At 70.5% G+C, this 22391-nt stretch carries 22 protein-coding genes and 1 tRNA gene; 11 read left to right on the forward strand and 12 right to left on the reverse strand.

Features of this window, described 5'->3' with window-relative positions; genetic code table 11:
- Together MPPM_RS21400 and MPPM_RS21405 are read left to right on the forward strand one after the other, a co-directional pair.
- Positions 1–672, forward strand: a complete 672-nt coding sequence (locus MPPM_RS21400) for an HAD family hydrolase (protein ID WP_096486778.1) — start codon at positions 1–3, stop codon at positions 670–672.
- Positions 673–842: 170 nt separating this feature from the next.
- Complete coding sequence (locus MPPM_RS21405) at positions 843–1040, forward strand: hypothetical protein (RefSeq protein WP_096486779.1); 198 nt, start codon at positions 843–845, stop codon at positions 1038–1040.
- Positions 1041–1150: 110 nt separating this feature from the next.
- Here MPPM_RS21405 and MPPM_RS21410 read toward each other — a convergent pair whose 3' ends face one another.
- The gene (locus MPPM_RS21410; RefSeq protein WP_096487965.1) at positions 1151–1843 is read right to left on the reverse strand and encodes an ABC transporter ATP-binding protein; all 693 of its coding nucleotides are present in this window, start codon (positions 1841–1843) and stop codon (positions 1151–1153) included.
- A 213-nt stretch (positions 1844–2056) separates the two neighbouring features.
- Here MPPM_RS21410 and MPPM_RS21415 point away from each other — a divergent pair, with 213 nt between their 5' ends.
- The 7 genes from MPPM_RS21415 to rplA all read left to right on the forward strand — a co-directional run bounded on the left by MPPM_RS21415 (position 2057) and on the right by rplA (position 5892).
- Positions 2057–2710 (forward strand): arylesterase, encoded by a 654-nt coding sequence (locus MPPM_RS21415; RefSeq protein ID WP_096487964.1) that lies wholly within the window; start codon positions 2057–2059, stop codon positions 2708–2710.
- A 2-nt stretch (positions 2711–2712) separates the two neighbouring features.
- Positions 2713–3288 carry an RNA 2',3'-cyclic phosphodiesterase gene (thpR, locus tag MPPM_RS21420; protein WP_096486780.1) on the forward strand — a complete coding sequence of 192 codons (576 nt, stop codon included), beginning with the start codon at positions 2713–2715 and terminating at the stop codon, positions 3286–3288.
- Between the two features lie 80 nt (positions 3289–3368).
- Positions 3369–3445, forward strand: a tRNA-Trp gene (locus tag MPPM_RS21425).
- A gap of 173 nt (positions 3446–3618) precedes the next feature.
- The gene (gene secE, locus MPPM_RS21430; RefSeq protein ID WP_096486781.1) at positions 3619–3921 is read left to right on the forward strand and encodes a preprotein translocase subunit SecE; all 303 of its coding nucleotides are present in this window, start codon (positions 3619–3621) and stop codon (positions 3919–3921) included.
- Between the two features lie 45 nt (positions 3922–3966).
- On the forward strand, positions 3967–4500 hold the full coding sequence (nusG, locus tag MPPM_RS21435; protein ID WP_003597503.1) for a transcription termination/antitermination protein NusG: 534 nt from the start codon (positions 3967–3969) through the stop codon (positions 4498–4500).
- 232 nt (positions 4501–4732) lie between these two features.
- A complete protein-coding gene (gene rplK / locus MPPM_RS21440) occupies positions 4733–5182 on the forward strand; it encodes a 50S ribosomal protein L11 (protein ID WP_003597508.1) in 450 nt (149 codons plus the stop codon).
- Positions 5183–5193: 11 nt separating this feature from the next.
- The gene (rplA, locus tag MPPM_RS21445; RefSeq protein ID WP_096486782.1) at positions 5194–5892 is read left to right on the forward strand and encodes a 50S ribosomal protein L1; all 699 of its coding nucleotides are present in this window, start codon (positions 5194–5196) and stop codon (positions 5890–5892) included.
- Positions 5893–6053: 161 nt separating this feature from the next.
- Here rplA and MPPM_RS21450 read toward each other — a convergent pair whose 3' ends face one another.
- The 10 genes from MPPM_RS21450 to MPPM_RS21495 all read right to left on the reverse strand — a co-directional run bounded on the left by MPPM_RS21450 (position 6054) and on the right by MPPM_RS21495 (position 16936).
- A complete protein-coding gene (locus MPPM_RS21450; protein WP_096486783.1) occupies positions 6054–7292 on the reverse strand; it encodes a cytochrome P450 in 1239 nt (412 codons plus the stop codon).
- Positions 7293–7296: 4 nt separating this feature from the next.
- The gene (locus MPPM_RS21455) at positions 7297–8559 is read right to left on the reverse strand and encodes an NAD(P)/FAD-dependent oxidoreductase (RefSeq protein WP_096486784.1); all 1263 of its coding nucleotides are present in this window, start codon (positions 8557–8559) and stop codon (positions 7297–7299) included.
- Entirely contained in the window at positions 8556–8774 is a 219-nt protein-coding gene (locus MPPM_RS21460) for a ferredoxin (RefSeq protein ID WP_096486785.1), read from the reverse strand. Before MPPM_RS21460 ends, MPPM_RS21455 begins: the two co-directional genes overlap by 4 nt.
- Before the next feature lie 159 nt (positions 8775–8933).
- Complete coding sequence (locus MPPM_RS21465) at positions 8934–10016, reverse strand: acyltransferase family protein (protein ID WP_096486786.1); 1083 nt, start codon at positions 10014–10016, stop codon at positions 8934–8936.
- Positions 10013–10888 carry a glycosyltransferase family 2 protein gene (locus tag MPPM_RS21470; protein WP_096486787.1) on the reverse strand — a complete coding sequence of 292 codons (876 nt, stop codon included), beginning with the start codon at positions 10886–10888 and terminating at the stop codon, positions 10013–10015. The genes MPPM_RS21465 and MPPM_RS21470 overlap by 4 nt, the downstream gene beginning before the upstream one ends.
- 157 nt (positions 10889–11045) lie before the next feature.
- Positions 11046–12860, reverse strand: a complete 1815-nt coding sequence (gene aspS, locus MPPM_RS21475; RefSeq protein WP_096486788.1) for an aspartate--tRNA ligase — start codon at positions 12858–12860, stop codon at positions 11046–11048.
- 82 nt (positions 12861–12942) lie between these two features.
- On the reverse strand, positions 12943–13956 hold the full coding sequence (bioB, locus tag MPPM_RS21480; protein WP_096486789.1) for a biotin synthase BioB: 1014 nt from the start codon (positions 13954–13956) through the stop codon (positions 12943–12945).
- A gap of 42 nt (positions 13957–13998) precedes the next feature.
- Complete coding sequence (locus MPPM_RS21485; protein ID WP_096486790.1) at positions 13999–15228, reverse strand: tetratricopeptide repeat protein; 1230 nt, start codon at positions 15226–15228, stop codon at positions 13999–14001.
- Between the two features lie 10 nt (positions 15229–15238).
- A complete protein-coding gene (locus MPPM_RS21490; protein WP_096486791.1) occupies positions 15239–16021 on the reverse strand; it encodes an alpha/beta fold hydrolase in 783 nt (260 codons plus the stop codon).
- Between the two features lie 30 nt (positions 16022–16051).
- The gene (locus MPPM_RS21495) at positions 16052–16936 is read right to left on the reverse strand and encodes a fumarylacetoacetate hydrolase family protein (protein ID WP_096487966.1); all 885 of its coding nucleotides are present in this window, start codon (positions 16934–16936) and stop codon (positions 16052–16054) included.
- 298 nt (positions 16937–17234) lie between these two features.
- Here MPPM_RS21495 and MPPM_RS21500 point away from each other — a divergent pair, with 298 nt between their 5' ends.
- A complete protein-coding gene (locus MPPM_RS21500; protein ID WP_096486792.1) occupies positions 17235–18560 on the forward strand; it encodes an OmpP1/FadL family transporter in 1326 nt (441 codons plus the stop codon).
- 71 nt (positions 18561–18631) lie between these two features.
- On the opposite strand, the gene MPPM_RS21505 is transcribed toward MPPM_RS21500, so the two are convergent.
- Positions 18632–19462 (reverse strand): prephenate dehydrogenase, encoded by an 831-nt coding sequence (locus tag MPPM_RS21505; protein ID WP_096486793.1) that lies wholly within the window; start codon positions 19460–19462, stop codon positions 18632–18634.
- A gap of 416 nt (positions 19463–19878) precedes the next feature.
- On the opposite strand from MPPM_RS21505, the gene MPPM_RS21510 reads away from it, so the two are divergent.
- Positions 19879–22356 carry a bifunctional diguanylate cyclase/phosphodiesterase gene (locus tag MPPM_RS21510; RefSeq protein ID WP_096486794.1) on the forward strand — a complete coding sequence of 826 codons (2478 nt, stop codon included), beginning with the start codon at positions 19879–19881 and terminating at the stop codon, positions 22354–22356.
- Positions 22357–22391 lie beyond the last annotated feature (35 nt).

A 22391-nucleotide genomic window follows, 5' to 3' on the forward strand; every position in this document is an offset into this window, starting at 1 on the left:
ATGTCCGCCCGCGTCAAGGCCGTCGTGTTCGACATCGACGGCACGCTGCTCGATAGCGTCGATCTGCATGCCCGCGCCTGGGTCGAGGCCTTCGCGCATTTCGGGATCGAGACGGAGGAGGCGGAGGTCCGCCACCAGATCGGCAAGGGCGGCGACCAGTTGCTGCCGGTCTTCGTGGACGCGGATCGGCTGGCCCGCGAGGGCAAGGCGATCGAAGACTACCGCTCGGATCTGTTCAAGCGAGCCTACCTCTCGCAGGCCAAGCCATTCCCCGCGGTGAGGGCACTGCTCAGCCATGTCCGAGATGCAGGCCAGACCGTCGCCCTCGCCTCCTCCGGCAAGGCGGACGAGGTCGAGAACTATCAGAAGATCCTCGGCATCACGGATCTCGTCGACGTGGTGACGACCTCCGACGATGCCGACCGCTCCAAGCCGCATCCCGACATTTTCGAAGCGGTGCTGGAAAAGCTTCCCGGCCTCCAGAAGGAGGCGGTGATGGTGGTCGGTGACACGCCCTACGATGCGCAAGCCGCTGCCCGTGCTGGACTTTCGACGATCGGAGTCCTCTGCGGCGGTTTCGCTGAGGCCGAGCTTTCGGCGGCCGGCTGCGTCGCGATTTACCGCGATCCGCAGGACCTGCTCGACGGCTACGCGCGCTCGCCCCTCGCCTGATGTCCGGTCCGGCCGCCTGACTGCGACGGGGCGGTGTCAAAAAGCTGTGAGGCACTGTTGGCGCCTCCCAAGGAAGCGCTAACTGCGAGCCGGCAAACCTATGGCCATGCGATTTGGAACCGTTTAAGAGCGCGCCCCGCGGGGGGCGAGCCCGCTTTCGGATACGACTCATGCAGACCACGGCCGAGACGTTCGTGACGACCTCGAAATCCCTCCAGCAGCAGGTCGCCGAGGCCATCGAGGACCGGGCGCTGCCGATCAGCCGGCTCCTGCGCCTGATGTGGGCCCTGGATGCCGATCGCAGTGCCGCCAACCAGAATCTGCGGGCCCAGCTCCGCGCCCGGATCGGTGCCCCGCTGAGCGCCTGACATTTTGCCGTTCTGCTGCGCGGCTTGAAGCCACGCGCGAACAGGCCTTCTCAACGTCCGGAAAACACTTGCCTTTCGGCGCCTGCACGGCACCGGAAGGCAATGTTGTTTCAGGCGCCCTGTGCCGCGGCCGGCGTCTCGATCCGCCCGGCGCGCAGGCGCACGGTGCGGTCGCACAGCCGGGCAAGGCCGGGATCGTGCGTCACCAGAACGAGGGTCGCGCCGCGGTCGCGCTTGAGTCCGAACAGCAGATCGACGATCTGCCGCCCGGTCGCCTCGTCGAGGTTGCCGGTCGGCTCGTCGGCGACCAGGATCGCCGGATCGGGTGCGAGGGCGCGGGCGATCGCCACCCGCTGCTGCTCGCCGCCGGAGAGCTGCGCCGGATAGTGGCGCAGACGGTGGCCGAGCCCCACCGCCTCCAGTTCCGCCGCCGCCCGCCGATGCGGGTCGGGTGCCCCCGCGAGTTCGAGGGGCAGCGCCACGTTCTCCTGCGCGGTCATGGTCGGCACGAGGTGGAAGGCCTGGAACACGATGCCGATGTTGCGGCCGCGGAAGCGCGCGAGTCCGTCCTCGTCGAGCGGCCCGAGATCGGTGTCGGCGATGGTGACGCGGCCGGATTCGGGCCGCTCCAGCCCCGCCATCACCGTGAGCAGGGTCGATTTGCCCGAGCCCGACGGTCCGACGAGCCCCACCGCCTCGCCGCGCTCGACATCGAGCGATATGCCGCGCAGGACATGCACCCGCGCGGGGCCGCGGCCGAGGCTCAGCTCGATCTGCGACAGGGAGACGGCCTTGTTCGACATCAGGCACCGACCGATCTTGATGAGCGACTTGGGAGCCACACGAGCCGCCACACGGGCTGCTCCGAGCGAAAGGATACGGTCTTGCACCACGCGAACGAGGCGGAGGCCGGATCCGGCAGGCTTGTGTCACGCCTTTTGTCACGCTTGGACGCCCGGCGCGAGGCGGACGGGTCCGATGTGGGGCTGCGCCGGCCGGACCGCAGGGCCGCGCTGATGCTCCTCTTCGCCGCAGCCACGCTCGTTGGCGCCGCCGCTCTGCGGCCCGGCGCCGCGCGGGCCGAGCAGCCGCCCCTGAAGCTCGTGGCCCTGGGCGACAGCCTCACCGCGGGCTACCGCCTGCCGGCCGATGCCGCCTTCCCCGCGGTGCTGGAGCGGGCGCTGAAGGCCAAGGGGTACAAGGTCGAGATCGCCAATGCCGGGGTTTCGGGCGACACCAGCACCGGAGGGCTCGACCGGCTCGACTGGTCGGTGCCGGATGGGACCCAGGGGGTGATTCTCGAACTCGGCGCCAACGACATGCTGCGCGGCACCGATCCGGCGGTGACCCGCAAGGCGCTGGAGACGATCATCGTGCGGCTGAAGGAGCGCGGCATCCCGGTGCTGCTCGCCGGCATGCTGGCGGCCCCCAATCTCGGCGCCGAGTACCGCGCCCGGTTCGACGCCATCTATCCCGATCTCGCGAAAGCGCACGACCTCGTGCTCTACCCGTTCTTCCTCGACGGTGTTGCGGGCCAGCGCGCCAACACCATGGATGACGGGCTGCACCCCACCGCCAAGGGCGTCGAGCGGGTGGTCGAGGGCATTCGGCCCACCGTCGAGACCTTCCTCGGCCGCCTCGGGCAGGCGCCGGAGCCGAAGGGACAGTAGCGATGCCGCGCCTGTTCACCGGCCTGGAGATCCCGCCGGAGATCGCCGAGCGGCTGTCGTTCTTCCGCGGCGGCCTGCCCGGCGCGCGCTGGATCGAGCCGTCGGACTACCACATCACCCTGCGCTTCCTCGGCGAGGTCGACGAGGTGGTCGCCGCCGATCTCGATGCGGGGCTGGCCGAGGCGCGGGCGCGCCCGGCCTTCAGCGTGACCCTCGACGGGCTCGCGAGCTTCGGCGGCGACCGGCCGCGGGCGATCTACGCCTCCGTCGTGCCGAGTCCGGACCTGACCGATCTGCAGGAGGAGCACGAGCGCATCGCCCGCCGGGCCGGCGCGGCGCCGGAGCGGCGCAAGTTCACGCCCCACGTGACGCTCGCCCGGCTCAATCGCGAGGCCGGGCCGGAGGCTGTGGCGCGCACCCTCAGCGAGGCCGGCGTGTTCCCCCGCCTCACCTTCACGGCGCGGCGCGCCGCCCTGTTCTCCGCCCGCACCTCGCGCGGCGGCGGCCCCTACCTCGTCGAGGCGGCCTATTCCTTCGGGGGCGGGGATTTCGAGCCGGGAGAGGGGGAAGACGACTAGCCCCGGGAAGGCCCGCCGCGTTCCGCCCTTGCTTTGGGCGTCCGGTTGCGGCATGACGCGAGCCGCGCCGCGCGCGCCGTAGGAGTGTAGCTCAACTGGTCAGAGCACCGGTCTCCAAAACCGGGGGTTGGGGGTTCGAGTCCCTCCACTCCTGCCACGGCGCAGCCTAACTGCTCCTCGCGGCGGCCCTCTTTCGAACCCATCGACAAGCCGGATCACTTGCGCTAGAGCGGGCGCATTCCGAGATCCTCAGAATCCGTCGGTGTGGGACGTTTCGTCCGCGCACCGCGATCGGCGGTTCCCGGAGCCCTGTCCGGTTTCAGTTGCGCCATGGCATCGAACGAAGCGACCAAGAAAGCCGACGCGGCGCGCGGACCCAATCGCGGCGCGGCGCCCGTACCGCCCCAGCGCGCGACGCCGCCCGCGCGCCCGGCCCCGAAGCGCGTCGGCCCGGCCGAGTTCCTGGGCCAGGTGCGCGACGAGGCCCGCAAGGTCACGTGGCCGACCCGCAAGGAGACCACCGTCACCACGATGATGGTGTTCATCATGGTGGTGGTCGCGAGCCTGTTCTTCGTCGCCGTCGATCAGGTGCTGCGCGTCGGCGTCGGCTTCATCCTGGGCATCGGCGCCTAACGATCGTTTCGGGCGTTCCCGGACGCCGAGGAGTTGAGAAGACCCGTGTCGAAGCGCTGGTACATCGTCCACGCCTACTCGAACTTCGAGAACAAGGTCGCCCAGTCCATCAAGGACCAGGCGGCCCAGCGCGGGCTGACCGAGCTGTTCGACGAGGTCATGGTGCCGACCGAGAAGGTCACCGAGGTGCGCCGCGGCCGCAAGGTCGATGCCGAGCGCAAGTTCTTCCCCGGCTACGTGCTGGTGAAGTGCGACCTCACCGACGAGGTCTATCACCTCATCAAGAACACCCCGAAGGTCACCGGCTTCCTCGGTGCCGACAAGGCGAAGCCGGTGCCGATTCCGGACGCCGAGGCCGAGCGCATCAAGGGACAGGTGCAGGAGGGCGTCGACCGCCCGAAGCACACGGTCTCCTTCGAGATCGGCGAGACGGTGCGCGTCTCCGACGGGCCCTTCGCCTCCTTCAACGGCACCGTCGAGGAAATCGACGATGCCCGCTCGCGCCTCAAGGTGGCGGTGTCGATCTTCGGCCGCGCCACTCCGGTCGAGCTGGAATACGGTCAGGTCGAGAAGGTCTGATTTTTTCGCATTTCGCGATCGGTCGGCGCTGACCTGACCGATCGCCGATTTTCCCGGCCGGCGGCCCTGCCGCGGCCCGGAAACGGCGGCGCTTCGCTGAGAGCGTCGCCACAACCCGCGGGAGATCCGCCCGGCTTCGCCTCCGGGATCCACGGATCGCACCGCGACCTGCAACCGCCCGTCCGTCCGTGCCTCGGCAGCCCGGCGACGCGCAACATTTGGGAGCAGTCCCATGGCGAAGAAGATCACGGGCTACGTGAAGCTTCAGGTCCCGGCCGGCGCCGCCAACCCGTCGCCGCCGATCGGCCCCGCGCTCGGTCAGCGCGGCCTCAACATCATGGAATTCTGCAAGGCCTTCAACGCGAAGACCGCGCAGATGGAGAAGGGCACCCCGATTCCGGTGATCATCACCGCGTATCAGGACCGCTCCTTCACCTTCGAGATGAAGCAGCCCCCGGTCACCTTCTTCCTGAAGAAGGCGGTGGGCCTGAAGATCGGCAAGAAGCCGGCCTCCGGCTCCAAGACCCCGGGCAAGGGCCCGACCGTCGGCAAGATCACCGAAGCCCAGCTTCGCGAGATCGCCGAGAAGAAGATGCCCGACCTGAACTGCGACTCCGTCGATGCGGCGGTCGCGATGATCCGTGGCTCCGCAAGAGCCATGGGCCTCGAAGTCGTCGCGTAAGGGAGGGCGATATGGCACGCGAAGGAAAGCGCATCCGCGCTGCCCGCGAGGGTCTGGAGCCGATGAAGCTCTACGCCATCGACGAGGCGATCAAGCTGGTGAAGTCGAAGGCTTCGGCCAAGTTCGACGAGACCGTCGAGATCTCGATGAATCTCGGCGTCGACCCGCGCCACGCCGACCAGATGGTCCGCGGCGTCTGCAACCTGCCGAACGGCTCCGGCCGGACGGTCCGCGTGGCGGTCTTCGCCCGCGGCGCCAAGGCGGACGACGCCAAGGCGGCGGGTGCCGACATCGTCGGTGCCGAGGATCTCCTCGAGATCGTCCAGGGCGGCAAGATCGAGTTCGATCGCTGCATCGCGACCCCGGACCTGATGCCGCTGGTCGGCCGTCTCGGTAAGGTGCTGGGCCCGCGCGGCCTGATGCCGAACCCGAAGGTCGGCACGGTCACCATGGACGTGAAGGGCGCGGTCGCCGCCGCCAAGGGCGGCGCGGTCGAGTTCCGCGTCGAGAAGGCCGGCATCATCCACGCTGGCGTCGGCAAGGTGTCCTTCGACGAGCAGAAGCTCGTCGAGAACATCAAGGCCTTCGCCGATGCGGTCGCCAAGGCGAAGCCCGCCGGCGCCAAGGGCACCTACATCCAGCGCATCGCCGTCACCTCGACGATGGGCCCGGGCGTGAAGGTCGAGCCCTCCACGGTGCTGACCGCGTAAGACGCATCCGCAAGGACGTTTCAGGGAAGCGCCCGGCCGAGAAGGCCGGGCGCTTTTCTTTTGGCTTCAACAGGTATCGGTACACCGCCTATGCACTCCCTCTCCCCGCCTGCGGGGAGAGGGGATAACCCGCGGCATCCGAGTGCCTCATCGGAGAGGGATCACCCCTCCGCGACACCCTCCAGCGCCAGCCGCAGGTGCCGCGGCCCACGCAGCGAGGCCCCCGGCCGGTAGGGCGGCGGGTCCTCGACCAGGGACACGCCCTTCAGCCGCCGCACGAGGCTGACCAGGGCCACCTCCGCCTCGATCCGCGCGAGCGGCGCGCCGACGCAGTAGTGCAGCCCGCCGCCGAAGCCGAGATGGCGGTTGTCGGGCCGGTCGGGGTCGAAGCGGTCGGGATCGGGGAAGCGCGCCGGATCGCGGTTGGCGGCGGCCAGCAGAAAGATCACCGGAGCGTCCTTGGGGATCGTGATCCCGGCCACCGGGATGTCGGCGAGCGCGAGCCGGGTGCGGTAATGGACCGGCGGCTCGTAGCGCAGCAATTCCTCGATCAGGCGCGGCGCGCGATCGGGCTCGGCGCGCAGGCGCTCCCGGTGCTCGGGGAAGCGCAGCAGCGTCAGCATGCCGTTGGTGATCAGGTTCACCGTGGTCTCGTGGCCCGCTACCAGCAGCAGCACGGCGGTGGCGATCAGGTCGAAATCGTTCATCCCGTCCCCGTCATTGGCGAGGTCGGAGAGGATGTCCTGCTGCGGGTCCTTGCGCTTCTCCTTGATCAGCCCCTGGAGGTAGTCGGCGATCTCGTTGAAGCAGACCTCGTTCTTGGCCTGAGTCTCCTCGTCGCCGCGCTGGTTCGGCTCCAGGGCGGTGGCGAGCTGCGTCGCCCAGCCGTGGAACTGCGACTCGTCCTCCGGCGGCACGCCGAGCAACTCGCAGATCACGGTGACGGGCAGCGGATAGGAGAAGTCGTCGACGAGATCGATGCGGGATTTGTCCCGCATCTTGCCGATCAGGTCGTCGGTGATGGCTTGCGTCTTCGCGCGCATGCCGCGCACCCGCTCCGGCGTGAAGCAGCGCATCACTTGGCCCCGCAAGCGGTCGTGGTCCGGCGGATCGCGGAAGATGAAGGGGCGGTGGCGCTTGCGGATCTCGGCGCGCACCGGGCGCACCAGCAGGTCGGTGACGGGGTGCCCGGTCCAGCGGAATTTCTGGGGGTCGGGCAGGTCGTCCGAGCTGATCCGCGGGTCGGAGATCAGCCGCGCCAGCTCGGCATGGGTGCTGACGACGTAGGTGCCGTCGGCCTGCCGCGCGACCGGCACCCGCCGCATCTCGGCGTAGAGCGGGTAGGGGTTCGCCCGGTGGGCGGGATCGAGGATCTGTTCGAACAGGGTGCTTCCGCTCACGGGGTCAGGGCTCCTGCACACGGATGCCGGGCTGATCGACGGCATCCGTGATCGGCGGGAACGGCGCGCGCTCGCGGATCGCGGCCTTGTAGGCGGGCAGCCAGCGGGCGCTGTCGATCGAGGCCGCCGCGATGGTGCGGCCGTCCCGGCCGAAGGCGGCCACGAGGCGGCGCGCCTCCAGCGAGCCGTGCATCACGGCGAAGGCGTCGGCGCCGTCCGCTAGGCCGACGAGCTTGATCGTCAGGCCGAATTGCTGCGACCAGAAATCGGGCAGGTGGTCGTGGCGGCGCATGGCCGATGTGTCGCCCGCGAGCATGTTGGCGGCGGCGGTCTCGGCTTGCGCCCGGGCATTGCCCCAGTGCTCGACCGCCACCAGCGCGTCGTCGTCGTGCGGGTTCGGCCAGCGGGCGATGTCGCCCGCGCAAAAAACGCCCTCGGCGACGCGGCCGTCCGCGCGCAGCACGCGGCAGAAGGCGTCGCAGCGCAGGCCCTTGGCGTCGGCCTCGAGCCCGGAGCCTTCGAGCCACTCGACGTTGCGCAGGGTGCCGATCGCCGCGACGAGGCAGTCGGTCTCGATCCGCGCGCCGTCCTTCAGGGTCACGGCGGACAGGCGTCCGTTCTCCGCCTCCATCCGCTCGATCTCGGATTCGAGGCGCAGATCCACGCCCCGCTCGCGGGCGACCTCGCCGATCAGGCCGCCGAGGCGGGGGCCGAGCGCCGCGGCGAGCGGCACCGCGTCGCGCACCAGGACGGTGACCGGGATGTCGAGATCGCGGCAGGTCGAGGCGACCTCGAAGCCGATAAAGCCGCCGCCGACGAGGACGACGCGTTGCGGCTTGGCCTGCAGGCAGGCGCCGAGACGCTGTGCGTCGTCGCGGCCGCGCAGGGTGAAGACGCCGGCCAGCGCCGCCTCCTCCGGATTGGGCCAGGGCCGCGCCCGGGTGCCGGTGGCGATCAGCAGGCGGTCGTAGGGCAGGCGGCTACTGTTACCGAGTTCGACCACACGCTCCGACAGATCGAGCCGGGTCGCCGGCTGGCCGAGGCGGAATTCCACTGCAAGATCGGGGGGGCGAGGCAGGGTGGTGTCGGCGGAGTAGGGCCCGCGCAGCACCTGCTTGGAGAGCGGCGGCCGGTCGTAGGGGAGGTGGGGTTCGTCGCCGACCAGGGTCAGTGCCCCGGCATAGCCCCGCTCGCGCAGGCGCTGCGCGGCGGTGAGGCCCGCCAGGGAGGCGCCGACGACGACGATGCGCGCGGGGGCCGCCGTCACCGGGTTTCTCCATCCTTCGGTGCGGCGTCGGAGAAGGCGGTGATCGCCCGGACCGGGCAGGCGTGGACGGCCCGCTCGATCTCGCCCCGCGCCGCCTCGTCGGGGGAGGGGTCGTAGACCAGGGCTTCCTTGCCATGCAGGGCGAAGTGCCCCGGCGCCGCGTAGAGGCACTGCGCGTAGGCTTGGCAGCGGTTGAGATCCACGACGACCTTCATGGCGGGCGGTGATCCGGCTTTCCGGGAAAAGGGCGGGCCGATGGCGGACGAGCGGCCCAGCACCGTAGCTAGGGCGCGCGGGGCGCCCCACCACGGCGGCACGGCGACACGCCTCGCCCTCTTCGAACGCGCCGGGGGCGGGCGCGGATCAATTCCGCTTCAGGGGGCGGCGGGCTCGATGGTGCCCAGCGTGCGCCGTCCGAGCGCCCGCGCCTTGAGGCGCAGGGCCGGCTTCTCGACGGCGTACCAGGAGAGTGCCGCGACGAGCAGGGCGAGAACCAGCGCGGGAGGCAGCAGCGCGAGCGCGGAGGCGGCGGGGAACCCTGCATGCAGGCTCTGCTGGATCGGCCAGCCGTAGAGATAGACCCCGTAGGAGAGGTCGGCGGGCGGGTCGAGGGCCGGGCGGGCGAGGGGGGGCAGGAAGGCGAGCCAGACCGCCGCGTAGCTCTCGGACAGGAACAGCAGCGTCCGGGCCGGCGCGTGGCCGTGAAGCAGGAGGGCGGCGGCGAGGCCGAGCAGCGGCCACGCCGTGAGGCGGATGGTGTCGCGCCACAGGTAGAGGCAGGCGCCGAAGGCGAAGATCAGCGGGAGCCGCAGGGCCGTCTCGGTCCCCTTCGACATTTCCGGCCGCACGACTTCCAGCGTCGCCAGAGCCAGCGCCAGGGCGGCGGTGAGCGCCGGCACGGCCCAGCGGCGGCGCAGCAGCCCGCACAGCCCGACGACGAGGACGCCCGCGTAGCAGATCGTCTCGTATTTCAGGGTCCAGACCGTGCCGAGCGGGCTGCGGAAGGGGTTGGCCTCGAACAGGCCGGGCAGGCTGGCATTGCTCTTGAAGGACAGGAGCGTGCCGCGCACGAAGCGCCACAGTTCCGGCGAGGCGAGGTACTCGGCGAGCGGCAGCCGGGTGAGGGCGCCGCCGAGCAGCAGCGAGACCGCCAGGGTCGCGGCGACGAGGCCCGGCCCGATGCGCAAGGAGCGGGCGATGACGTAGTCGCGCCAGCCGCGCCGGTCGTAGCTCATGGTAACGAGGAAGCCGGAGACGGCGAAGAAGCCGTTCACCGCGTGCTCGCCGAGCGAGAAGCCGGTGCTGCGGGCGAGCGGCTCGTCGAGCCCGTTGCCGGAGACGACGCTGAAGGCGTGGGAGACCACCACCATCAGCGCGAGCGCCAGCCTTAAGGAGGAGAAGCCGTTGTGGGGGCGCGCCAGCGCCTGCCCGACGGTCGGACCGGAGAACGGGCTCATGGCGCCAGCCCCTCGCGGGCCAGCGCGCTCTGCCCGCGCAGGGCGGCCAGCGCCCCAGCCGCCGAGCCGCCGTAGCGCTCCAGCCCCCCGCGGCGGAGGACGAGGGCGGAGAGCGCCGCCTTCGGCGCGTTGGCGGCGAGCAGGCCGGGGCTCGGATCGGGCAGGCCGTATTTTCTGGAGACGTAGGCCCGCGACCAAGCCTGATGCCAGCGCGTCCGGAAGACCCGGCCGGGGGCAGGGGCCGAGGAGCGCCCGCGCCCGTGCAGGGCCACCGCGCCGTGGACATGGACCAGGGCGCGGCCGGCATCGGCCACCCGGCGGCAGAGGTCGTCGTCCTCGTAGAACAGGAAGATGTTCTCGTCGAACCCGCCGAGTTCGAGGAAGAGCGCGCGCTCGATCATCAGGCAGGCGCCGGAGAGGAAGGGCGCGCAGGCATCACCCTCGGGCAGCGCCAGCCGGCCCTTCGGGTTGGTGAGGTAGGGGGCGAGCAGCGAGCGCGGCTGGTAGAAGAAGCGCCCGTCCGGCTCGTGGATGCGCGGCGCCAGGAGGCCGGCATCGGGCCAGGCCTGCGCCGCGGCGAGCAGCGCGGCGGCGGCGCCCGGCTGCAGCACGAGGTCGGGATTGAGGATGAGGACGTGCCCTGCCCCCTCGGCGGCGCGCACGCCGATATTGTTGGCCCGCCCATAGCCCTCGTTGCGGGGATGGGCGATCACCCGCGCGCCGTGGGCACGGGCCACCGCGACCGAGGCGTCGCGGCTCGCGTTGTCGACCACGATCGCCGGGATTTTTTCGCGCGCGAGTGCCGCGAGGCAGGCGGGCAGGGCGTCCGCGCTGTCGTGGGCGACGACGATGGCGGTGAGGTCGGGCAACATCAGGTCCCGCGCGACTTCCCTCTCCCCTCCGCGGGAGAGGGTGGCCCGCGAAGCGGGTCGGGTGAGGGGAGCGACGTTTCCGGAGAGAGCGTTCCCCTCTCCCGCCTGCTCCGCAGGCACCCTCCCCCGCAGAGGGGGGAGGGTTCGAGCATCTGCCTCACCCCTTCTTCTCGGGCAGGTTGAGCCGGATGTGCAGCTCGCGCAGCTGCTTCGGGGTCGCCTCGGCGGGCGCGCCCATCATCAGATCCTCGGCGCGCTGATTCATCGGGAACAGCACGACCTCGCGGATGTTCGGCTCCTCGCACAGCAGCATGACGATGCGGTCGACGCCCGGCGCGATGCCGCCGTGCGGCGGGGCGCCGAGGCGAAGCGCGTTCAGCATGCCGCCGAACTTCTCCTCCAGCACGTCCCGCCCGTAGCCGGCGATGGCGAAGGCCTTCTCCATCACGTCGGGGCGATGGTTCCGGATCGCGCCCGAGGACAGCTCGATGCCGTTGCAGACGATGTCGTACTGGAACGCCTTGATCCCGAGGATTTTTTGCGAGTCTTCCTCGCCCAGGGCGAGGAATTCGTCGCGATCATAGTTCGGCATCGAGAACGGGTTGTGGGAGAAGTCGATTTTCTTGTCTTCTTCGTTCCACTCGTACATCGGGAAGTCGACGACCCAGCAGAAGGCGAACTGGTCCGTGTCGGAGAGCTTGAGCTCGTCGCCGATACGGATGCGCGCCTTGCCGGCGAGCGCGGCGGCCTTGGCCTCGGCGCCGGCGGCGAAGAACACCGCGTCGCCCGCCTTGGCCCCGGCCTTCTCGGCAATCCGCGCCTGGATCGCGGCCGGGATGAACTTGGCGATCGGCCCCTTGCCGGTGAGCGCCCCGCCCTCTTCCTCGAACACGATGTAGCCCAGCCCCGGCGCGCCTTCCGAGCGGGCCCAGTCGTTGAGCTTGTCGAAGAACGAGCGTGGCTGGCCGGCGGCCCCGGTCGCGGGAATGGCGCGCACCACGCCGCCCGACTTGATGACGCCCTTGAACGCCTTGAACTCCACCGCGTCGTCGGCGAACTCGTCGGTGACGTCGGCGATGATCAGCGGGTTGCGCAGGTCCGGCTTGTCGACGCCGTATTTCAGCATCGCGTCGGCGTAGGTGATGCGCGGGAATTCCTTCGTCACGCGCTTGCCGTTCGCGAACTCCTCGAACACGCCGCGCAGCACCGGCTCGACCGCCTGGAACACGTCCTCCTGCGTGACGAAGCTCATCTCGATATCGAGCTGGTAGAACTCGCCCGGGGAGCGGTCGGCGCGGGCGTCCTCATCGCGAAAACAGGGCGCGATCTGGAAGTAGCGGTCGAAGCCCGCGATCATCGTGAGCTGCTTGAATTGCTGCGGCGCCTGCGGCAGCGCGTAGAACTTGCCCGGGTGGACGCGGGACGGCACGAGGTAGTCCCGAGCGCCCTCGGGGCTCGAAGCCGTCAGAATCGGCGTCTGGAACTCGAAAAAACCGCCCTCGCGCATGCGGCGGCGGAGCGAGTCGATGATCGCGCCGCGCTTCATGATGTTGGCGTGCAGCTTCTCCCGGCGCAGATCGAGGAAGCGGTACTTGAGCCGGGTCTCCTCCGGATATTCCTGGTCGCCGAAGACCGGCAGCGGCAGTTCGCCCGCGGGGCCGAGCACTTCGAGATCATCGATATAGACCTCGACCGCGCCGGTCGGCAGCTCGGCGTTCTCGGTGCCGGCGGGGCGGGTGCGGACCCGGCCGTCGATGCGGATCACCCATTCGGAGCGGGCGGTCTCGGCGGCCTTGAAGGCGGGCGAGTCGGAATCGATCACGCACTGCGTCAGGCCGTAATGGTCGCGCAGGTCGATGAAGAGCACGCCGCCATGGTCGCGGATGCGGTGGCACCAGCCGGACAGGCGGACGGTCTGCCCGACATCGGACGGGCGGAGCGCCCCACAGGTATGGGAACGGTAACGGTGCATGGCGGGCTCTTTTGAGTGAGCCGGCACCATTCACGGGAGGCGGGTGAAGTCAAGGTAAAGCGGCCATGCGGGCCGCTCCCGCCTACTCGGCCGCGGCGAGCGTCACCTCGGGCACCGGCACGCCGATGTCGCGCAGCAACTCGACGTCGGCGTCGGCCTCGTTGTTGGCGGTGGTGAGCAGGCGCTCGCCGTAGAAGATCGAATTGGCCCCGGCCAGGAAGCACAGGATCTGAGCCTCGCGGGTCAGGCTCTTGCGGCCGGCGCTGAGGCGAACCCGGGCCTTCGGCATGACGATGCGGGCGGTGGCGCACATCCGCACGAGGTCGAGCGGATCGATCGGCGGGCGATCCTCCAGCGGCGTGCCCTCGACGGCCACCAGCGCGTTGATCGGCACGCTCTCCGGGTGAGGGGCGTGGTTGGCGAGTACCAGCAGCATCTCGGCCCGGTCGCGCACCCGCTCGCCCATCCCGACGATGCCGCCGCAGCAGACGCCGATGCCGGCCTGCCGGACATGCTCCAGGGTCTGGAGCCGGTCGTCGTAGGTGCGGGTCGAGATGATGTCGCCGTAGAAGTCCGGGCCGGTGTCGAGGTTGTGGTTGTAGGAGGTGAGCCCGGCCTCCGCGAGGCGCTGCGCCTGGCTCTGCGTCAGCATGCCGAGCGTGACGCAGGCCTCCATGCCGAGGCCGCGCACGCCGCGCACCATCTCCAGCACCGCGTCGAAGTCCGGCCCGTCCTTCGGCTTGCGCCACGCCGCGCCCATGCAGAAGCGGTGCGCGCCGTTGGCCTTGGCGGCGGCGGCCTCCTTCAGCACGGCCTCGACCGGCATCAGCCGCTCGCGGGGAAGGTTGGCGCCCTTGTGGTGGGCCGATTGCGGGCAATAGGCGCAATCCTCGGGGCAGCCGCCGGTCTTGATCGACAGGAGCGCCGCCCGCTGGATGTCGGCGGGGTCGTTGTGCGCCCGGTGCACGGTGCCCGCCCGATGGACGAGATCGAGCAGCGGCATGTCGTGGATCGCCTGGATCTCGGCGAGCGTCCAGTCATGCCGGATGGGCGCCGGGGGCGCGGAGGGGGTGAGGGAGACCACGGAGTCGCTCATGTGTTTCTTTGAGAGCGAAGGCGGGGGAAAAATCAAGCCTGGCTATTCAAACGGCACCCCGGCCCGCCGCATCCCTTCGACGAACCGGTCCTTGCCGGCGGACGGCCGGTAGAGGCGCATGGCGCGGCTGATCCGGTAGCTCGGCTCGAGTTCGAGGAAGCGGGCGGCGGCGGCCTCCGCCTCGGCCTGCCGGCCGAGCCAGGCGAGACTCGCGGCGCGGACGCGATGGGTGCTGGTCCAGCCCGGATCCTCGGCCATCGAGCGGTCGAGCCAGACCAGGGCCTCCTCGTGCGCGCCGGCCATGCACAGGGCGAGCCCGAGGCCGGACTCGAAGCGGAAGGTGTTGGGGTCGAGCGGGCTCTGCCGCTTGGCTGCCCGGAAATGATCCGCGGCGAATCCCGGCTCGCCGACGTAGCAGCGCACCCAGCCGCTGCGCTCGTAGGCGGCGGCGCTGTTGGGGTTGAGGACGAGCGAGCGGTCGAGCAGGTCGAGGGCCGTATCGTAGTCCTGCGCCAGGAAGGCGAGGGTGTGCCCGGCCATCATCAGCACCGCCGGATCGCCCGCGTCGCGCTCCAGGGCGAGGCGGGCAAGCCGTGCGCCCTCGGCGCAGTCGGCGGCCGCATCCGGGCTCCAGCCCTGCACCACGAGGTTGGTGTAGCACTGCGCCAAGAGCGCGTAGGGCAGGGGATGCTCCGGCACGAGGCGGCGCACCGCCTCGATCGAGGCGATGCGCAGGCGCACGCTCTCGGCGCTCGGCATGGCGTGGTTCGAGTAGGCCGACAGGAACGGCGCGTAGACGCCCGCATCGAGCGGCGGTCCCACCCACTCGGGCACGGCGTCGCGGGCGAGTCCGGGCGCCATTGCCGCCACCGTGCCGGCGACGATCCGGCTGCGCAGGGCGTGGATGGCGCCCTCGTCCGCGTCGAGATCCTGCATCCAGACCGGCGCCTCGGCCGCCGTCCGGTGCAGCCGGGCCCGGACCCGCAGGCGCGTGCCCGCCCGCGATAAGGTTCCCGTGAGGATGTGGGCGACGCCGAGCCGCCCGGCCGCCACGTCGGGGGGGACGGCCCGGCCCTTGAAGGTGAAGGCGGAGTTGCGCGCGCTGACGAACAGGCCGGGCGTGCAGGCAAGCGCGTCGGTGACGTGTTCCGAGAGGCCGTCGGCCAGCGCCTGTGTGTCGAAATCGCCCTCGGGATCGGCGAAGGGCAGCACGGCGACCGAGGGCCGGTCCGGCAGCGGCAGGGAGGGGGCCGACGGGGAAGGAGGCGCCATGGCGTGAGGGCTAGATCACGCCCCGTCGACGCAGGATGGCCTCAAAGCCGGCCACATCCTCCAGGAAGCCGAAATGACCGCCGGGGAGGGTGGCGATGTCGAGGCTGGAGTCGAGGCCGGCCGGATCGCCGCCGTGCTGCACGTAGAGATCGTGGGAGAAGACGTCGGCCTCGCCGAAGACGAGGGTGAGGCGGCCTGCATGGGCCGCTACGATCCCGCGCTGGTCGTCGTCGCCGAGGCTGGCCGAGACGCCGTGGTAGACCGGCGGGACCAGGGCGAGGTCGAGATCCGGCAGGTTGGTCTCGCGGCCGCAATAGGCCGGCAGCAGGATCGCCATGATCGCCCGGCCGGCCTCGGCATCGGTCCGCGCCATCAGCGGCGCGGCCCGACCCATCGCCTCGGGCGAGAGCCGGGCGAACAGGGCGGCGACGCCCGCGTCGCGCCCGGCGCGGGTCGGCGGGGCGGGATGGAGCAGCACGGCGCGGGCGATCCTGCCCGGCGGCAGACGGTCGAGGAGAGCCAGCGCGAGCCACGCTCCCCAGGAATGCGCGACAAGACTCACCGCACCCTCCCCCGCGCGCCCCGCGACGAAGGCGGCGGCCGCATCGAGCACGCTCTGCGCGGTCACGGGTTCGGTCGGGCCGGAGCCGTCGCATCCGGGCTGCTCGAAGAAGGCCCAGTCTTGCGCGAAACCTGCGCGCCGCAGCGGATCCGCGGCGTAGGCGACGGCCAAGCCGGGGCCGCCGCCGAGAAAGACCACCGGTCCGGGCCGGTTCTGCGAGGGGAGGGTCATCGTGGGCCCCTATTCGCCGGGCGCCGCCCGTCAGTTGGTCGGCTCGCCGGCGGCGACCTTCGCGGTCCAGTCGTCGAACGCCACCACCCGCTGGCGCTGCTCGCCGAGGCCGTCGATGCGCAGCACCATCTCGTCGTCGCTCTTGAGGTAGCGCGGCGGCTTCATACCGAGGCCGACCCCCGGCGGGGTGCCGGTGGTGATGATGTCGCCGGGCTCCAGCATCATGAAGTGCGAGACGTAGGCGACGAGCTGAGCCACGTCGAAGATCATCGTCGCCGTCGAGCCGGTCTGCATCCGCTGACCGTTGAGGTCGAGGCTCATCGACAGGTTCTTGAGGTCCGGGATCTCGTCCAGCGTCACGAGCCAGGGGCCGAGGGGGCCGAAGGTCGGGCAGCCCTTGCCCTTGGTCCAGGTGCCGCCGCGCTCCATCTGGAATTCGCGCTCAGACAGGTCGTTGCAGATGCACACGCCCGCCACGTAGCGCAGGGCCTCGTTGGCGTGGACGTAGGAGGCGCGGGCACCGATCACCACGGCGAGCTCCACCTCCCAATCGGTCTTGGCCGAGGCCTTGGGCAGGATCACCGTGTCGTTGGGCCCGACGATGCAGGAGGGCGCCTTGTTGAAGATGATCGGCTCGGCCGGAATCGCGGCGCCCGTCTCGGCGGCGTGGTCGGCGTAGTTCAGGCCGATCGCCACGAAGTTGCGGGTCCCGCCGACGCAGGGGCCGAGACGGGTGCCGGGCGGCAGCAGCGGCAGGCTCTCGGGATCGATGCGGGCGAGGCGGTCGAGCGATTCCCGCGACAGGCCCGGTCCGGCGATGTCGCGCAGGGTGCCGGACAGGTCGCGCAAGCCGCCCTTCGCGTCCACGAGGCCCGGTTTCTCGTCCCCGCTCGCTCCGTGCCGGATCAGCTTCATCGTCGGCGTCTCCATCCTGCTTGAGGCTCGCCCAGAGGGGCGGAACCATGGCCGCGGCCGGTCCAGGGTGCAAGCGGCGCCTTGAGCTCATGCTCGAGCGCGCCTCGGACCCGCGTCTGAGCCCACATCCTGGACCGTACCGTTCATACAGGGGCAGGAGCGCCCCGGTTCCGTGACATAAATTCCTCAATTGATATATAATTCTATTTTCGGTTTTCTCCCTCTGGACCGGACGCGCGCGATCCTCTTCCATCGCGATGGGACTTGGGTCTGCAAAAAATCGCTTCGGAGAACAAGAATGACTGGGGGGACGATCCGCGCGCTCGGGCTCGCGGGGGCCGTTGCGGCCGCTTCGGTGGTGGGCGCGACGGGAGCGCAGGCCGGCGCCTTCGGCCTGCGCGAGCAGAGTGCGCAGGGATTGGGTGTCGTCTTCGCGGGCGCGGCCTCGGGCGGGGCGGGCGTCTCGTCGATCTTCTGGAACCCGGCGACGGTGACGATGCGGCCGGGCTTCGCCAGCGAGCAGAATCTGAGCTTCATCAATCTCTCGGGTGAGATCACGCCGACGGTGGGCACCGCGCCGGGCCTGCTGCCGTTCGGTTCCTCCGGTGAGGTCGGCCAGGGCGCCGTGGTGCCCTCGGGCGCGACCTCCTACCAGCTCACCGACCGGCTCTGGGTCGGCATCCAGACCGGGGCGCCCTACGGCCTCGTCACCAAGCCGCGCCAGGATTGGGCGGGCTCGGTCTACGCCCGCTCCTCGCGGATCTTCTCGCTGGCCTTCAACCCGGTGGTCGGCTTCAAGGTCAACGACTGGCTGTCCGTCGCCGCCGGCCCGAACATCGAGTATTTCCGCCTGACCCTGCGCGCGGCCGTGCCGGTGCCTGGCACTTTCCCGGGCTTCTACCCGTCGGGCTTCGTCAAGGGCGAGTCCTGGGGCGTGGGCTTCACCGCCGGTGTCCTGGTCACCCCCGCCGCCGGTACGTCGATCGGTGTCGGCTACCGCTCCTCGGTTCACCACGACATCGAGGGCTCGATCGGCTTCCCCGACCCGCGGCAGGCCATCGCCCTGGGGCAGGTGCGGGCCAACCTCAATACGCCCGAGAAGGTCAGCGTCGGCCTGACTCAGGCGATCAACCCGGTCACCCGGATCCAACTCGGCTTCGAGTGGGACAACTGGTCGAGGCTCGGCGACGTCGGCATCGTCTCGCGGGCGCTGGGCGTGACGGTCAACCACCTGCCGCTCAACTTCAAGGATTCGTTCTTCTACTCGATCGGTGCCGAGTACGACTGGTCGCCGAACCTGACCCTGCGGGCCGGCTTCGGCTACGACAACGTGCCGATCGACGTCACGAACCGCTCGGCGCGCCTGCCCGACAGCGACCGCTACGTCGTCTCGATCGGCGGCAGCTATCGCTGGAGCGAGAAGGTGCTGCTGACGGCCAGCTACGCCCACGCCTTCTTCGACCGCGGCCTTCTCCTGGCGGGCCCCGGCCGCGACTACAACATCGGCAACATCCCGCTCGCGGCCTCCACCGACGTCAGCGCCGACGTCGTGTCGGTCGGCTTCCGCTACCAGTGGGACGCCCCCGCCGCCGTCGCCCCGGCCCCGCTGGTGCGCAAGTACTGATCGCCTGTCGCTTGTCCCTGCGGCACGCCCGGCGCCCGACCTGAGACGGTCCGGCGCCGGGCGTGCCGTTTCTACGAGGCGAGCCGGTCCGGCCCTGCGCGAACCGCCTCCGCGGAAAACGACGCCTCTGCGGAGAGCTCGGCGTCGAGCCGGCGCGCTAGCGCGAAGAAGCGCTGCCGCACCGCCGCCGCGTGCGGGTTCGCGCGTTCGATGGCGTGGAACACCTCGGGCGCGTCGTGCCGCACCATGCCGACCGCCTGCATCAGCAGGTCGAAGCTGCGCGTCGTCATCCGCGTCGGCAGCGGCTCCATCGCCACCAGCACCTTGGCGATGAGGTGGGTCAGACCCTGAACCGAGGCCATCGCCCGATCGTGCGCCTCCGGCGTCGTCAGGATGACATCGAGGCCGAGCCCGCGCCGCAGGAAGGCGGCCGCCCTCACGCTGTGCCGTCCGCGGATCGGGCAGACGGCGATCTTGAGGCCCCGGATGCCGCCTCCGGCACTCTGCGGCCCGAACAGCGGGTGGGTCGCGAGGATCTCGACATCGTCCGGCAATCCCTCTTCGAGGATCTTGGCGGGTCCCGTCTTCACCGAGCCGACATCGACCACCAGCGTGCCCGGCCGCAGGTGCGGGGCGAGGGCACGCACCGCCTCGGCGAGGCGCGCCACCGGCGTGGCGAGGATCACCACCGGGCAGGCCGCCGCGCTCGGGAGATCGGCTGCGGCGGCGTCGGGCCCCGCATCCGCGGCGAGATGCGCCGCGAGCGTTCCGGCCGGCAGGTACGGGTCGTGGATCGTCAGCGCGGCGTGCGGCGCGAGATGGCGGGCGATCAGGCGGCCGAAGGCGCCGAAGCCGACGAGACCGACCGATGGACGAGACGAGCGAGGAGGCAGGGCAGACACGGTGTGACCTCGGGATAGGGCGAGGCCGGCGGTCCGTTTGCGGGATGTTCCATGATCCTCAAGCCGCCGACGACGCTGCGGCTGGAGACATGACGAGTCCGGGGCCGCTTAGGGGAGCGGCGCGCGATACGATCCGGAGAGGAGGGGGCCCATCATGATGGCGCGCCTCTAGCCAGGCATGGCTGCACCGTCAAGGCTCCCCGGCCTGTTCGCCCTCGGAACCGGACGCACGCCGAGGCCGCAACGCAGAAATTGTGCTCCGAGATGCGTCACACCGAAACAGTTATGGAAGATATCATAGGTTTTATTCCAGAGACTTCGATCGTGTGAATGTGAAAACTAAGAAGAATCCTAGCAACGTCACCTTAAGAGGCGCGGCATAAACTGGACGTAGGTCGCCGGATTTACCATTCATCATGTTCAAAATCGTTGCCTGTGTCGCGCAACAGCACGATCTCGGCCTTGTTGCCATCTCAGCGGGTATTTGCCTGCTCGGCTGCTTCTCGACGGTGACCCTGATGGCCGAGGCCGAGCAGGTCGAGCAGGTCGAGCGCTGGGCCCTTTCCCCCTGGCTGCTCGCGGCGGCGACGGTGTTCGGCTGCAGCGTCTGGTCGCTCCACTTCGTCGCGATGCTCGCCTTCCAGCCCGGCGGGGAAGCGGCCTACGGCCTCCTGCCCACGGCAGCCTCGATCGCGATCGCGGTGGCCGGGGCCCTGGTCGCTCTTCTGATCCGGGCTCACGCAGGCCACGACCCGCTCAAGGTGGCCGCGGCCGGCGTGGTTCTCGCGGCTGCGATCGCGGGGATGCACTACACGGGTGTGGGCGCGATGGCGGCGAGCAGCCTGCTCGTGTTCGAGGGCGCCTATGTCCACGCCTCGCTCGGCCTCTGCGCTACCCTGGCGGTGGTCGCCCTCGCCCGCGCCGGCGATCTCACCGGCCTCGGCCGCCGGATCGAGGTCACGCTCTGGCTGGCGCTGGCGATCTGCGGACTGCACTTCACCGGCATGACGGCGCTCACGGTCGCACCCGCCGCGCCGCGGGAGGAGGATGGTTCCGCCCTCGGCTCGATGCAGCTTGGCCTCGCGGTCGGGCTCGTGAGCCTCGTCGTCCTCGCCGCCGGCCTCACCGCCCTGCTGATGCAGCGGCATCTCATGCGCCGCCGCATGAATGAGCTGGGCCGCATGCGCCTGCTCGGCAACCTCGCCCACGAGGTGCTTCTCATCCACCGCGGCGGCCGGGTGGTCGAGATCAACCAGGCGGGTCTGCGCCTGTTCGAGACCAGCGTGCAGGAGATCGTCGGCCGGCCGGTGCTGAACCTGTTCAGCGAGGCCGACGCGCCGGCCCTGATGCGCCTCAGCCGCTGCCGGCCGGAGGATCTGCGCCCGGAGGAGTTCGAGATCCGCACGGCGACCGGCACCCTCGTGCCGGTGGAGCTCTCCTGCCGCCCCATCGAGTATCTGGGCCGGCCGGCCACGGCGGTGGCCCTGCGCGATCTCAGCCAGCGCCGCCGCGACGAGGCGCGCATCCGCCACCTCGCCCTGCACGACGCTCTGACCGACCTGCCCAACCGCACCCTGCTGGAGGAGCGCCTGGGGCTAGCCCTGGAGACGGCGGCCGAGAACGGGACGAGCGTGGCGCTGATCTATCTCGACCTCGATCGCTTCAAGCCCGTCAACGACTTCCACGGCCACGCCGCCGGCGACGCCCTGCTGGTGCAGGCGGCCAAGCGCATGCAGGCGGAGCTGCGGCCGACCGACACCCTGGCCCGGATCGGCGGCGACGAGTTCGTGATCGTCCTGGCCCATACCCGCACCCCCGCGCAGGTCGCCGAGACCGCCGAGCGGCTGGTCGCGGCGCTCGGCCGCCCGTTCCAGATCGAGGGCCGGAGCGAGGGCCGCAGCGAAACCCTGCGCATCGAGATCGGTGCCTCGGCGGGCATCGCCCTGTATCCCAGCGACGGGAGCACGGCCGAGAGCCTGAAGCGCGCCGCCGACACCGCCCTGTACCGGGTCAAGGACGAGGGGCGCGGCACGGTGCGCTTCTTCGAGGCGGCGATGGACGAGCAGCTCCAGGCGCGCCGCCGGATCGAGCACGAGCTGAGCGGCGCGATCCCGCGCGGCGAGCTGCAGCTCTACTATCAGCCGATCGTCAACGGCCGCACCGGCGAGATCGAGACCTTCGAGGCTCTGATCCGCTGGCATCATCCGGAGCGCGGCTGCGTGCCGCCGGCCGAGTTCATTCCGCTCGCCGAGCAGACCGACCAGATCGGGCGGATCGGCGCCTGGGTGCTCGACACCGCCTGCGCCACCGCCGCCGCCTGGTCGCATCCCTGGCGGGTCTCGGTCAACGTCTCGCCCAAGCAGTTTCGCCAGCCGGGCTTCGCCGCCGGCGTGGCGGCGGTGCTCGGCCGCCACGGGCTCCCGCCGGGTCGGCTGGTCCTGGAGATCACCGAGGGCGTGTTCATCCAGGACGCGGCGATGGCGGTGGAGGTGCTGACCGCCTTGCGCACCCTCGGCGTGCGCCTCGCGCTCGACGATTTCGGAACGGGCTACTCGTCCTTGAGCTACCTGCAGCGGTTCAAGTTCGACAAGATCAAGGTCGATCAGTCCTTCGTGCGCCGGCTCGGACAGCACGCGGACTCGCTGACGATCGTGCGCGCGATCACCCATCTCGGGCACAATCTCGGCCTTCAGGTCACGGTCGAGGGCGTGGAGACGCAAGAGCAGCTCGCCGTGCTGCGCGAACTCGGCTGCGACCAGATGCAGGGCTACCTGTTCGCCCGCCCGACGCCGATGACGGGTCCGATGACGACCCCGATATCGGCATTCCCGGATCTGGAGCGGGCGCGGCTGCGCTCCCTGTTCGACGGGCCGCCGGCCAAGGCCTGCGCCTGACGGCGGGGCCGTCGCCGGAAGGGAGCGGACGGATC

The organism is Methylorubrum populi (assembly GCF_002355515.1).
In the GTDB taxonomy this organism is placed as follows: Bacteria; Pseudomonadota; Alphaproteobacteria; order Rhizobiales; family Beijerinckiaceae; genus Methylobacterium; species Methylobacterium populi_A.